The following is a 12,371-nucleotide window of genomic DNA, read 5'->3' on the forward strand; positions in this document are numbered from 1 at the left end:
CGGCGCTCGGGACGTGGGCACGGGTCTCGCAGAGCGCGTACGTCACGGGCGCGCGAGGTCGGTCACGGTCGAGCGGCGACGGTGGACCCGAGCATGCTCTCCGCCCGACGCAACGCCGCTCGCAGGCGGCCGCACTCCAGCAGCGCGAAGCCGAGCTCCTGGTCGGCCCGGTCGGCCCGAGCGCTCTCAGCACGGAGGGCGAGCCGAGCGAGCTCGAGCTCGAGCTCCAGGGCCGCGACCCGACCGGGGCGCTCACCGGCCGCCGTCGTGACTGCCGGGCGGGCGGCGAGACCGGAGATGTCGAGGGCGTCGCGGCTCACGCGCCACTCGTGCCCGCGGATCCCGCGGACCTTGTAGCCGGGTATCTGGCCGCAGCGGACCCTGGTGCGCAGCGTCCTGAGGGCGACGGCGTACAGCAGCGCGGCGTCGCGCAGCGAGAGGTCGCCCGCCGGGGTGCCGGTGCCGGCCGGACGGTCGGTCGGCACGGTCGGGCTCCTTCCAGTCACGGGTACGGGTCCGGCACCGGACGAGCGAAGGCCCCCGGTGCGTCCGGGGGCCTTCGCTCGTGCCACTGACGGTGCGGCGTCAGACCAGGCAGCCGCCGAGCGCGATCGTCCCGTCGATGGAGGCGATGCGGTCGAGGACCGTCTTGTACTGCGCCTGCAGGCCGGCCAGGACCGTCTTCTGCGCGGCGACCGCGTCGCGGTTGACCTTCTTGGCGCTCTCCAGGGTCCGCAGGGTCGCGGACTCGGTGACGATCTTGGCGTCGACGGCGTTCAGGTCGGCCTTGGCGGTGGTGAGCGCCGCCTCCTTGTCGCTGATCGCCTTGTTGAGCGTGTTCAGCGAGGTCTGGAGGGGCGTGAGCTGGTTCTGCAGCGACAGGATGCTGTTCTCCGCGGCGGTGATCGAGGTGTTGAGGGTGCCGAGCGTCGTGACGAGCCTGGCAACCTCACCGTCGAGGCGGGTGACCTCGGCGGTCTCGTTCGTGACGGCGGTGTTCGCGGCGGTGAGCGTCGCCTGCAGGCCCGGCAGGGCGTCCTGGAGGGCCGTGAGCTCGCCCTGCTTCGTGGTGATCTCCGCCTTCGCGGCGGTCAGGTCGCCGGTCAGGCCGGGCAGCGCTGCCTCGAGGGCGGCGATCTCGACCTTCTTCGCGGTGACGGCGGCGTTGGCGTCGCTCAGGGCCGTGCTCGCGGCGGTCTGCGCCGTCCTGGCGTCGGCCAGCGTGTCGGTCGCGCTGGTGACCTGGGCGTTCGCGCCGGCCAGGCTCGTCTGCAGGCCGAGCAGCTGCTGCTGGAGGTTGCTGCTCTCCTGCTGCTTGGCCGACAGCTGCGAGTTCAGCGTGGCCAGCTGGCCCTGCAGCTTGGTGAGGTCGCCGTTCAGGGCGGTGATCAGCGCCGTCTTGTTCGTGGCCTGCTGCTCCGCGGCGGCGATCTCCGCCTTCTTGGCCGTGATCGAGGCGTTCAGCTCCTGCTTCTTCTTGTCCGCGTTGCCCTTGATCGCTGCGAGCTCGGCCTCCAGGGCGGCCAGTTGGGTCCGCAGCCCCGCGGCGTCGGCGACCGGCGTCGCGGTGGCGGCGGCGATCTCGCGCTGCTTCGCGGCGATCTCCGCGTTCTTCGTGGTGAGGTCACCCTCCAGGCCCGCGATCTCGGTCTTCAGCACGGGGAGACGGGCCTCGATGGTGCCGATCTGCTGGCGCAGGGTCGTCACGCTCTGCTGCGCCAGACGCAGGTTCTCCTCGGCCTTGACGACGGCGGCGGTCGCCGTGGCGGCGTTGGTGTCCGCCGTCTTGGCAGCCGTCTCCAGCGCCGGCAGTGCCGCACGGGCGTTGGCCAGGTTCTTCTCCGCCGCGTCCACGAGGGACTGTGCCGCGGCGCCCTGAGCGACCAGCGCGGCCAGCTCCTGCGTGGCCGTCCTGATCAGGGCCAGCTGGGCGTTGACCGTGTTCTGCGCCGCGGTCGCCGCGCCGGTCAGGGTCTGCAGGCGGGTCGTGGCGGCGGCCAGGTCGGCCTCCTTGGTCGCCAGGCTGCCGACCGCCGCGTCCTTCTGCGCCTTGAGGCCGTCCAGGTCGCTCTGGGCGCCGGCGAGCTGCGTCTGCAGCGGGGTGATCTGGTTGACCAGCGTCGTCTTCTGGCCCTGCAGCGCCGTCAGCTCGGTGTTCGCCGCGGCGATCGCCGCGGTCAGCGTCGCCTTGTCGGCCTCGAGCTTGGTCAGCGACATCGTCGCGGTGTCGATCTTCCCGACCAGCGTGGCGTACTCCGCGTCCAGCGCCGCGATCTCCGCCTCGGCTGCCTTGATCTGGGCCGTCAGGGTGTTCTGCGTCGTCACCAGGGCGGTCCGCTCGGCGGTGAGCGTCGCGATCTGCTCGGCGTTCTGGCGCGCCGCGGCCTTGAGCAGGTTCGGCTGCACCATGCCGCGGTGCGCCAGCTGGTTCATCACGCCGTTGCAGACGCCCGACGTCGCGGTCGTCGCGGTGGCGGGCGAGGCGAACGTCAGCATGCCGGCGAACAGACCGGGCAGGACGAGGGCGGAGGCGACGCGGCGGGCGGTGCGCTGGGTGCGTGCAGACATGACGAAGGATCTCCTCGACGGGGTGGGAGCCCCTCGGTCCGAGGAGCGTGACGACCGCATCCGTTCTCGCCACGCGCTCCCCGGGGGCGGAGCGACCAGCTGATGTCCCGGGGAAGTGCGTCACGGCCTGTCGAGAAAAACGTTATCCAGCGGAGGCGCGCACGGCTACCACTGCAAGGCCTCAGGGGCGTTGAGATCGGATCTCAACGCCTCAACACCTCAACACCTCGACGTCTCAACGCCCGGCCTCCTCAGCGGCCAGCCGGACCGCGGCCGCGCGGTCCGGCACCCGCATCTTCTTGAGGATCGTCGAGATGTGGGTGCGCACCGTCACCTGGGCGACGAAGAGCCTGCCGGCGATCTCCTCGGTGGACATGCCCTCGGACATGAGCGCCAGGATCTCCGACTCCCGCGGCGTGAGCTGCGACGTCGCGTGCTTCGGCTTCGGCCGCAGGCTCGGCAGGCGCCGGGGCTGCTCCGTGCGGAACTGCTCCATCACCTTCAGGACGAGCCAGGGCGGCAGGGCTGCCTCGCCGGCCAGCACGCCGCGCAACGACGGGGCGATCTGCTCGGGGTCCATGTCCTTGGGGAGGTAGCCCGACGCGCCGGCACGCAGGGCCGCGAACAGGTCCTCGTCGTCGCGGGACGCGGTCAGCATGACCACCGCAGTCTCGGGGAGGGACTGCGTGATGTCCGCGGCGGCCAGCAGGCCGCTGCCGGGCATGTGGATGTCGAGCAGGCACACGTCGGGCCGGTGCTCCTGCGCCGCGACCACGGCCTCGGGAGCGGTCCGCGCCTCGGCGACAACCTCGCAGCCGCCGTCCTGCAGCGCCTCGCGCACCATCTCCCGCGTCGGCGCGTGGTCGTCGGCGATCACGACCCGCAACGTCCTGCTCATACCCACCTCACCCGCACGGTCGTCCCCTTCCCCGGTGTGGAGTCGACGGTGAGCATGGCCCCCACACCCGTCGCGCGCTCGCGCATGCTCGTCAGGCCGAAGCCGCCACCGTGCGGACTGCGCGGGCTGTCGAGGTCGAAGCCGGCACCGTCGTCCATCACGGTGAGGGCGAGCGGCTCGGCGTCGAGCACGACCTCGATGCGCCCCGCGCCTCCGTGCCGTACCGCGTTGCGCACCGCCTCGCCCGTGATGCGCAGCAGTGCCTCGGACAGCGGACCGTCGGCCTGGGCGCGACGGTCCAGGGAGGTGACGAGCTTGACGTCGTGGCGTGCGGCCATCTCGTCGACGGCGCGTCGGAGTACGACGGGGAACGGCTCGTCGTCGGACCGTGCCAGGGCGACGAGCGCACGCCGTGCCTCGTCCACCGCGCGGCCGGCGGCCGCGGAGATCCGCTCGACCGTGACGGGGTCGCCCGGACGGACGGTCAGGCGGTGCGCCTGTGCACTGATGTACGACAGCTCCTGGATGAGGCCGTCGTGCAGGTCGCGCGCCAGGCGTCGGCGGTCCTCGAGCACCGCGGTCTGCGCCCTGGCCTGCCAGAAGGTGGTGATCTCGCGAGCGGCGCCGACCAGCAGGAAGGCGTAGAACCCGAGGCGGAGCAGGTCCCCGGTGTACAGGAACTGCGTGTACAGCGACGGGAGAAGCAGGTAGTGCACGCGGGCGAACGACGCCAGCACGCAGCCGGCGGCCACCCAGCGGATCAGCTCGTCGCGTGTCCTGTCGGCCTGACGGGCGAACGCCACCGCGGCGAACGCGTAGAGCGCGGCCCCGACGACCTGGACGGCCAGCACGACGGGGTGGGCGACGAACGAGGGTCGTGCGGCGCTCCCGACCAGATGGGGGTCGACGGCAGCGGGGAGCCGCGCGCCCCAGGCCAGCCCGGCGGCGGCCAGAGCGCCCACCACGACCAGCAGCCCCAGGACCAGCAGCCGCGCGGTGCGGGGCTGGAGGCTGCGGCGTGCCGGGGCGAGCGCAGCCGCGGTCAGCAGAGCCGTCCCCACGAGCCGGACCGCCAGCGGCGCCCACGGGCTCGGGTTCGTGTCCGCTCCCAGGGTCAGAGCCTCAGGGACGGCCGTGAGCACGAGGTTCGCCACCGCGACGGTACCCAGGGCCAGCCCCAGGAGGAGGTCCTGCAGCCGGCGGTCCTGGCGGAAGCGCCCGTAGACGAGGTAGCCCACCATCAGCGCGATGACCGCGTTGACGGTCTCCACGACGGCGCGCAGGTCGGGTGCCCGGTAGGCGAAGTGCACGAACGGCAGGGTCGCGACGGCGACGGTGACGAGGGCGGCCACCGCAGCCGTCAGGCTCGCGAGCGCCGCGGCAGGACGGCGTCCCGCGGCGCTGCGGAGCGGGGTCATGGGTCCGGATCCTAGGCACAGCCGGCGCCGCGGACGCGCGCTGGTCTGGTGTTTCACCCCTGCCCGTCCGGCCGCCGCGCCAACCGGGCGAACGCGCCTCTCGCCCCGGGGAAACCTCACAGCGCGGGCATGGGGACCGATGGGCGGGGTACAGGGCTCATGGACGGGCCCGGACGACCCACCCACGGACGGACCCCTCGCTGTGATCATCGTGACCCGACTGAACGGGCGGCAGTTCTCGGTCAACCCCGACCTGCTGCAGCGCATCGACAGCGCCCCCGACACCATCCTCACTCTCGTCGACGGCACGAAGTACATCGTCGAGGAGACCATGCCCCAGGTCATCGACCTGATCACCACCTACCGCGCGACGCTGGTCGCGCGGGCTCAGGACGTGCAGCAGCTCGGCCTGCACGGCGTCCCGGACCTCGACGGCGACGACTCGGCGCCGCTCGCGCAGCCCGTGCCGCTGCGACCCCGGAGGAAGTGATGGACCCGGCAACCCTGATCGGACTCGTCGTCGCGTTCGGCGCGGTCATCGCCTCGATCTTCCTCGAGGGCGCCAGCCCGATGTCGGTCATCCTGCCCGCGCCCATGATGCTCGTCATCGGCGGCACGCTCGGCGCCGGGCTGATCGGCAGCACCCTGAAGGACGCGATCTTCGCCTTCACGTCCCTGCCCAAGGCCATCCTGTTCAAGCCCCCGACACCGGCAGCGACGGTCGAGACGATCGTCTCGCTCGCCGACCGTGCGCGCCGCGAGGGCCTGCTCGCCCTGGAGGACGCCGCCAAGGACATCGACGACGAGTTCCTCAAGTCCGGCCTGCAGGGTGCGATCGACGGGACCGACCCGGAGGACCTGCGGACCATCCTCGAGGACCGCATCGCGACCAAGCGCACCCGGGACAAGGGCGCGGCGAAGTACTTCGCGGACATGGGCGGGTACGCCCCGACCGTCGGGATCATCGGCACGGTCGTGTCCCTGGTCCACGTGCTCGAGAACCTGAACAAGCCCGACGAGCTCGGCCACATGATCGCCGCCGCGTTCGTCGCGACCCTGTGGGGCCTGCTCACCTCCAACCTCATGTGGCTGCCGTTCTCGGCGCGCATGAAGCGGATGTCCGAGCTCGAGTGCTCCCACATGGAGCTGACGGTCGAGGGCCTCATGTCGGTCCAGGCCGGGGCCAACCCGCGCCTGGTCGGTGAGCGTCTGCGCAGCCTGCTGCCGGCCGAGCCCGCGAAGAAGGACAAGGAGAAGGCGGCAGCATGAGTGCCGGACACGGCGGTCGCCGCGCGAAGGGCGGCCACGAGGAGGAGCACGAGAACCACGAGCGGTGGGCCGTGTCCTACGGGGACATGATGACCGTGCTGTGCGCGCTGTTCATCGTCCTGTACTCGATGAGCCAGGTGGACCAGACCAAGTACGAGGCCCTCGCGCAGTCCCTGGCCGAGGGCTTCAACAACAAGTCAGCCTCGGTGCTCAGCGGGTCCGACGGGGTCCTGGACGCCTCGGTGGCCGGCAGCCCGGCGCCGCCTGCTGCCGCGGCGACGCCCGCGGCCGCCACCCCGGCGACGGTCGACCCGACGGCCGCGCCGCCCGCCGACTACGCGGCTGCGGTCAGCGAGGTGGACAGGCTGCGCCAGGTGCAGGCGCAGATCGAGGCGCAGCTCGCCGCCGTGGGGATGGGCCAGCAGGTCCGCTACCTCATCGACGAGCGGGGGCTGGTGATCGGGCTCGTCGCCAACGACGTCTTCTTCGACCAGGGCAGCGCGGTCCTCCGGCCGGCCGCCCACACCCTGCTCGACGCGGCCGCGCCGGTGCTGCTCTCCATCCCGGACCGGATCTCGGTCGAGGGCCACGCCAACGTCGTCCCGGCCTCGGGCCGGTACGCGTCCAACTGGGAGCTGTCCGCGGACCGCGCCACGCAGGTCCTGCGGCGCCTCGTCGAGTCCGACGGCATGCCCGGCGTGCGCATCTCGGCGACCGGCTACGGGGACACCCGGCCGCTGGACGCCGGCTCCTCGCCGGAGGCCCTCGCGACGAACCGCCGCGTCGACCTCGTGGTGCACAGCGCCCAGCCCGACACCGTGCGCGGGCTGATCCCCGCGGTGGTGGACGGCACCGCCGCCCCCGCCCCGGTCGCGGTGGCACCGGCCCCCGTCGCGGTGGCGCCCGCCGCACCGACCTCCCACGCCAGCACCGAGGCGGCTGCCTCGACCGACGACGAAGGACACTGAGCATGAGCACCGAGCAGCGCGTGATGGTCGGCGGCCGCCGGCCGCTGAGCGAGGCGGCCCGAGCCGGCGCGGCCAAGCCGGAGGAGACCCCCGAGCCCCCCGCGAAGAAGAAGAGCAAGAAGCTGGTCCTGATCATCGGGGTGGTCGTGCTGCTCGCCGCGGCGGCGGCGGCCTGGTTCCTGTTCCTCAAGCCGGCACCCGCGGACGCCGCCGAGCACGAGCCGGAGCCCGTCGTCCTGGGCGCGGTGATGCCGGTCGACTCCGTGAGCCTCAACCTCGCGAACGGCCGCTACCTGCGGCTGGGGATCGCCCTGCAGCTGTCCGCCGAGGCGGGCGCGCACGGCGAGCTGGACACCGCCCGCGCACTGGACCAGGCGATCGCCCTGTTCTCCGGCCGCGACATCGCCGAGGTCAGCGACCCCGCCGTCCGCGACCAGCTCGTCTCCGACCTCGCCCACCAGCTGAGCGAGACCTACCACGGAGAGGTGGTGGACGTGTACCTCACGGAGTACGTCACCCAGTGAGGCACGGTCCGCGCCCGGCACCCGCCGGGCGCGGACCTCCTCCCGCCGGCAGGACGCCGGCGATCCACGGCGCCATGGAGGGCGCCACCTCACCCGCCGCCCCACCCGCCGTGACGTCGCCGGCAGGACGACTCGGGCAGCGGGGCATACACCGTGCAAACCGGTCAGCACCTTTCCTCATGTGGCCCCGCGCGGGACCGATCAGGTGCCTGTGACGGTCCAAGACATGCAGCGGGACACCGCGCGCCGCAGCAAGAAGAGCGGCCCGCCGGAGGTCTACGACTTCCGCCGGCCCATGACCCTCGCCCGCGAGCACGGCCGCGTGCTCGAGCGGGCCTTCGAGACCTACGGGCGTCAGTGGGGCAACCAGCTCACCGCGCGGCTGCGGACGCTGTGCACCGTGACGCTCGAGCAGGTCGCCATGCACTCCTACGAGGAGTACATCCGCAGCCTCCCGCAGACGACCGTCATGGTCCTGTGCAACGTCGAGCCCGGCCGGACCACTGCCGTCGTGCAGCTCCCCGGCGCGCTCGTGATGAGCTGGGTCGACCTGCTCCTCGGCGGCCCGGGCCGCCCGGTCGGCGACGTCGACCGCGAGCTCACCGACATCGAGTTCTCCCTGGTGCGGTCCGTCCTGCAGCACTCCCTGGCCGACATCGGCTACTCGTTCGCCTCCGTCCTGCCGCTCGAGGCGTCGGTGCGCTCAGTGCAGTACAACCCGCAGTTCGTCCAGGTCGTCCCCGCCTCCGTGCCGGTCATCGTCGCCACCTTCACGCTGGGCATCGGCGAGACCGACCAGACGGCGACCATGATGATCCCCGCCGACCTGCTGCTGGGCGGCCTGCGCGCGGGGGAGTCCGCCGACAGCCGGTCCGACGACGAGGTCGCGGCCCACGCCGAGGCGCTCGCCAGCCTGGCCCGCGGCGTCGAGGACGTCCCGGTCCCCGTCTCGGTCCGGTTCTCCCCGGTGACCGTGCGCCCGACGCAGATCATCGGCCTGACCATCGGCGCCGTCCTGCAGCTCAACCACCCCACCGCCCGTCCGCTCGACGTCGTCGTCGACGACGTCGTGCTCGCCCGTGCCGCCGCCGGGACCCAGGGCACGCGGCTCGCGTGCCGGATCGTCACCTCCGAGGAGATCGTCTGATGTCTGCCCGCACCGCCCCGGCCCTGGACGCGCGCACCGCCGCGGACCTGCTCGTCGCGCTCCTCCCCTCCACCGTGCCGCTCACCGTGGCCCCGCTGCTCCCGGGCGCCGCCCCCGCGCCCACCGAGACCGCCGTCGTCGCCACGTTCGTCGGCGCCACCAGCGTCGAGCTGGTCCTGGTCGCCGAGACGGCCGTGGCCCAGTCCCTCGCCGGCCAGGGTGGGGTGTCGCTCGCCGACGCGCTGCGCCCGGCGCTGGAGGCCGCCGCCGGCGCGTTCGGGCACGGCGTCCTGGACGCCGCGGAGGTCCGCCCCGTCGGCGGGGACCTGACGGGCGACGCCCTGACCGCCTTCGCGCTCGAGGCCGACGGCGTCCCGCAGGCCTGGTTCGGGGTCCGTCCGCGCGCCCAGCACCCCGGCGTCCCGACGCAGCGCTCCTCGAGCGACCGTCCCGCCGCGCAGCGTGCCGACATGCGCGTGCTCTACGACGTCGAGATGACCCTGACCGCGGAGATCGGCCGCACCCGCCTGCCGGTCCGCCAGGTCCTGGACCTGGTCCCGGGCTCGGTGCTCGAGCTCGACCGCACGGCCGGTGCCCCCGCCGACCTCATGGTCAACGGCCGACTGATCGCTCGCGGCGAGGTCGTCGTCGTGGACGAGGACTACGGCATCCGGATCACCGAGATCGTCTCCGCCGAGCAGGCCGCCGGCTGATGGACACCGCTCTCCTGGGACTGCGCGTGGTCCTCTCGCTCGCCTGCGTGCTCGGCCTGATCTGGTTCGCCGGCCGCAAGCTGCAGGGCACCGCGGGCGTGCGCCGGCAGCGCACCGTGCCGCTGTCCGTGCTTGGGCGCCAGTCGCTCGGCAAGGGCGCGGGCGTCGCGCTCGTCGAGGTCGCCGGCCGCGTCCTGCTGCTCGGCGTCGGCGAGCAGGGCGTCAGCGTGCTCACCGAGGTCGACGTCGACGCGGTGCCGGCCGCGACGGGTCGCGCCCCGGAGCGCACCGGCCAGGTGCGCGAGGAGCTCGACCTGACGACGCTGCCCGTCCTGCAGGCCCTGGAGAGCGGCACGACGACCGACACGCAGCCCCACCGGGGGAGCGACGTCCCCGGCCGCACGTCCGGCGGCACGTCGTCCGTTGGCGAGCCCGTGCCCGCCGACCCGGCCGCGGGCGACGACGCCGCGCCGGGCGCGTCCGTCCAGCACGAGCACGACGCGGCCGGCACGACCCCCACGACCGGCACCTCCTCCGACACCCCCGTCACCCCCGACGCCGCCGACACCCTCGACGCCTCCGTCACCCCCGACGCCTCCGACACCCTCGACGCCGCCGTCACCCCCGACGCCGCCGACACGTCGGACACGGCCGAGGCCGCGGGCTCCGACGGCGCGGCCGGCGACGCGGAGGACCGCGGCCCGGACGCCCCTGCCGAGTCGCCCGCCGTCCCGACCCCGCACGCCGAGGGCACCGCCCGCCTGGCCGCCCTCGCCGGCCTGGCCGCCGGCGCGAGCGCCGCCCAGGCCGGCGCCACCCGGTCCGACGCGCAGGCGTGCACCGCCTCGTCCGGTGCCCTGGCCGGCTCGATCCTGTCGCCCGACACCTGGCGCCGCGCCGTCGACGTCGTGCAGCGCCGGACGGCCCGCTGATGGCCGCCGCCCACCGGGCACACCCTCGGCCCCTGGCCCGCCTGCCCCGGGTGCTCGCGCTGGTCGGGCTCGCACTCGCCCTCGGTCTGCTGCTCGCCGTGGTCACCGGCGTCGTGGCCGCCCCGGGCGCGCACGCGGCCCCGATCGACCCCACCGCTCCGGCCGCGCCGACCGTGCCGGGTGCCCCCACCGGGCCCGACCCGTCGATCACCGTCGACCTCAACGGCGTCAACGGGACCCCGAGCAGCTCCATCGTGGTGCTGCTCGCGCTGACCGTGCTCTCCGTCGCGCCGGCCCTGCTGCTGATGATGACCAGCTTCACCAAGATCTTCGTGGTGCTGGCGCTGACCCGGAACGCCCTGGGGCTGACCGGCGTGCCGCCGAACCAGGTGCTGGCCGGCCTGGCCCTGTTCCTCAGCATCTTCGTCATGTCGCCGGTGCTCGGCGAGGTGAACAGCCTCGGCCTGCAGCCCTACCTGGACGGCTCCCTCACCTTCCAGCAGGCCGTCGAGGCCGGCGTCGGCCCGCTGCGCGAGTTCATGCTCGGGCAGACCCGCGAGGAGGACCTGGCGCTGATGACCCGCGCCGCGGACCTGCCCAACCCGGAGACCGCCGAGTCGGTCCCCACGCTCACCCTCATCCCCGCCTTCATGCTCTCCGAGCTGCGGTCGGCGTTCATCATCGGCTTCGTCGTCTTCGTGCCGTTCCTGGTCATCGACCTGGTCGTGTCCTCGGCGCTGATGGCGATGGGCATGATGATGCTGCCGCCCGTCATGGTCTCGCTGCCCTTCAAGCTGCTGCTCTTCGTCCTCGTCGACGGCTGGGGCCTGATCATCACCGCGCTCGTGGGCTCCTACACCGGGAACGGCTGACCCATGGACACCAACGCGATCCTCGACATCGGCCTCGACGCGCTCCTCCTCGCGGCCAAGCTCTGCGCCCCCGTGCTGGTCACGGCGCTGGTGATCGGCTTCGCCGTCTCCCTGCTGCAGTCGATCACCCAGATCCAGGAGGTGACGCTGAGTTTCGTGCCCAAGGCCATCGGCGTCTCGGTGGCCCTGCTGGTGGCCGGGCACTGGATGATCGCCGAGACGGTGACGTTCACCCAGGACCTCTTCGAGCGCATCCCGTCGCTGCTGGGGTCCTGAGACCGTGGACGTCACGCTGCCTTGGGGGGACCTCGAGTCGGTGCTGCTGGCCGGTGTGCGGATGGCCGCGTTCCTGGTCATCGCGCCGCCGTTCTCGCACCGCGGCGTCCCGGCCACGGTCAAGGCGATGCTCGCCATGGGCCTGGCGCTGCTGGTCGCACCGCGCGGCGGAGCGGCCGGGGACCCCGGCGACGTCGCGGGCTTCGTCGGGCAGCTGATCATGCAGGCCGTCATCGGCCTCGCCCTGGGGTTCCTGGTGGCGGTCGTGTTCGGCGTCATCCAGTCCGCCGGTGCGCTGCTCGACATGTTCGCCGGGTTCCAGGTCGCGTCGGCCTACGACCCGATGCAGCAGAGCAGCGGCGCGCTGCTGCAGCGTCTGTACCAGATGACCGCGATCGTCCTGCTCTTCGCGTCCGACGGGTACCAGCTGGTCGTCACCGGCCTGGTCCGCACGTTCGACGTGCTGCCGGTCGGCGCCCCGCTGGACGTCGCCGCGGCCGCCGCCTCCAGCACGGAGGGGATGACCCAGATCTTCCTCGCCGCCCTGCAGGTCGCCGGACCGCTCGCCGTGGTCCTCTTCCTGGCCGACGTCGGCCTGGGCCTGCTCACCCGCGTGGCGCCGGCGCTCAACGCCTTCGCGCTGGGCTTCCCGCTGAAGATCCTGATGACCCTGAGCCTGCTCGGCATGGCCTACGTCGCCCTGCCCGAGCTGGTGTCCGCGCTCGCGGAGGACGCGATGCGCCACGTGATGGAGGTCGCCCGATGAGCCGGCGCACCCCGGGCCGA

14 protein-coding genes are annotated in these 12,371 nt (G+C 73.1%); 10 read left to right on the forward strand and 4 right to left on the reverse strand.

The window, feature by feature from the left end; all coding sequences use genetic code 11:
• Positions 1-62: 62 nt before the first annotated feature.
• The 4 genes from CAE01nite_RS11045 to CAE01nite_RS11060 form a co-directional block, all read right to left on the reverse strand.
• On the reverse strand, positions 63-485 hold the full coding sequence (locus CAE01nite_RS11045; protein ID WP_146904190.1) for a helix-turn-helix domain-containing protein: 423 nt from the start codon (positions 483-485) through the stop codon (positions 63-65).
• Between the two features lie 100 nt (positions 486-585).
• Entirely contained in the window at positions 586-2,568 is a 1,983-nt protein-coding gene (locus tag CAE01nite_RS11050) for a coiled-coil domain-containing protein (RefSeq protein WP_146904193.1), read from the reverse strand.
• 235 nt (positions 2,569-2,803) lie between these two features.
• The gene (locus CAE01nite_RS11055; RefSeq protein WP_146904196.1) at positions 2,804-3,466 is read right to left on the reverse strand and encodes a response regulator; all 663 of its coding nucleotides are present in this window, start codon (positions 3,464-3,466) and stop codon (positions 2,804-2,806) included.
• Positions 3,463-4,884 (reverse strand): sensor histidine kinase, encoded by a 1,422-nt coding sequence (locus CAE01nite_RS11060; protein ID WP_186816551.1) that lies wholly within the window; start codon positions 4,882-4,884, stop codon positions 3,463-3,465. Before CAE01nite_RS11060 ends, CAE01nite_RS11055 begins: the two co-directional genes overlap by 4 nt.
• Before the next feature lie 202 nt (positions 4,885-5,086).
• Between CAE01nite_RS11060 and CAE01nite_RS11065 the strand changes: the two genes are divergently transcribed.
• The 10 genes from CAE01nite_RS11065 to CAE01nite_RS11110 all read left to right on the forward strand — a co-directional run bounded on the left by CAE01nite_RS11065 (position 5,087) and on the right by CAE01nite_RS11110 (position 12,351).
• Positions 5,087-5,374 carry a flagellar FlbD family protein gene (locus CAE01nite_RS11065; RefSeq protein ID WP_146904201.1) on the forward strand — a complete coding sequence of 96 codons (288 nt, stop codon included), beginning with the start codon at positions 5,087-5,089 and terminating at the stop codon, positions 5,372-5,374.
• Complete coding sequence (locus CAE01nite_RS11070; protein ID WP_146904204.1) at positions 5,374-6,153, forward strand: motility protein A; 780 nt, start codon at positions 5,374-5,376, stop codon at positions 6,151-6,153. The genes CAE01nite_RS11065 and CAE01nite_RS11070 overlap by 1 nt, the downstream gene beginning before the upstream one ends.
• The gene (locus CAE01nite_RS11075) at positions 6,150-7,121 is read left to right on the forward strand and encodes an OmpA/MotB family protein (RefSeq protein WP_146904206.1); all 972 of its coding nucleotides are present in this window, start codon (positions 6,150-6,152) and stop codon (positions 7,119-7,121) included. Before CAE01nite_RS11070 ends, CAE01nite_RS11075 begins: the two co-directional genes overlap by 4 nt.
• A 2-nt stretch (positions 7,122-7,123) precedes the next feature.
• The gene (locus CAE01nite_RS11080; RefSeq protein ID WP_146904209.1) at positions 7,124-7,645 is read left to right on the forward strand and encodes a flagellar basal body-associated FliL family protein; all 522 of its coding nucleotides are present in this window, start codon (positions 7,124-7,126) and stop codon (positions 7,643-7,645) included.
• 226 nt (positions 7,646-7,871) lie between these two features.
• Positions 7,872-8,792: a flagellar motor switch protein FliM gene (locus tag CAE01nite_RS11085; protein WP_146904212.1), complete on the forward strand. Its 921-nt coding sequence runs from the start codon at positions 7,872-7,874 to the stop codon at positions 8,790-8,792.
• Positions 8,792-9,505 (forward strand): flagellar motor switch protein FliN, encoded by a 714-nt coding sequence (gene fliN, locus CAE01nite_RS11090; protein WP_146904215.1) that lies wholly within the window; start codon positions 8,792-8,794, stop codon positions 9,503-9,505. The genes CAE01nite_RS11085 and fliN overlap by 1 nt, the downstream gene beginning before the upstream one ends.
• The gene (locus tag CAE01nite_RS11095) at positions 9,505-10,437 is read left to right on the forward strand and encodes a FliO/MopB family protein (RefSeq protein WP_146904218.1); all 933 of its coding nucleotides are present in this window, start codon (positions 9,505-9,507) and stop codon (positions 10,435-10,437) included. The genes fliN and CAE01nite_RS11095 overlap by 1 nt, the downstream gene beginning before the upstream one ends.
• A complete protein-coding gene (fliP, locus tag CAE01nite_RS11100) occupies positions 10,437-11,309 on the forward strand; it encodes a flagellar type III secretion system pore protein FliP (RefSeq protein WP_146904221.1) in 873 nt (290 codons plus the stop codon). The genes CAE01nite_RS11095 and fliP overlap by 1 nt, the downstream gene beginning before the upstream one ends.
• Before the next feature lie 3 nt (positions 11,310-11,312).
• Complete coding sequence (locus tag CAE01nite_RS11105; protein ID WP_146904224.1) at positions 11,313-11,585, forward strand: flagellar biosynthetic protein FliQ; 273 nt, start codon at positions 11,313-11,315, stop codon at positions 11,583-11,585.
• A gap of 4 nt (positions 11,586-11,589) precedes the next feature.
• Entirely contained in the window at positions 11,590-12,351 is a 762-nt protein-coding gene (locus CAE01nite_RS11110; RefSeq protein ID WP_146904227.1) for a flagellar biosynthetic protein FliR, read from the forward strand.
• Positions 12,352-12,371: the final 20 nt, after the last annotated feature.

The organism is Cellulomonas aerilata, from assembly GCF_007991755.1.
In the GTDB taxonomy this organism is placed as follows: Bacteria; Actinomycetota; Actinomycetes; order Actinomycetales; family Cellulomonadaceae; genus Pengzhenrongella; species Pengzhenrongella aerilata.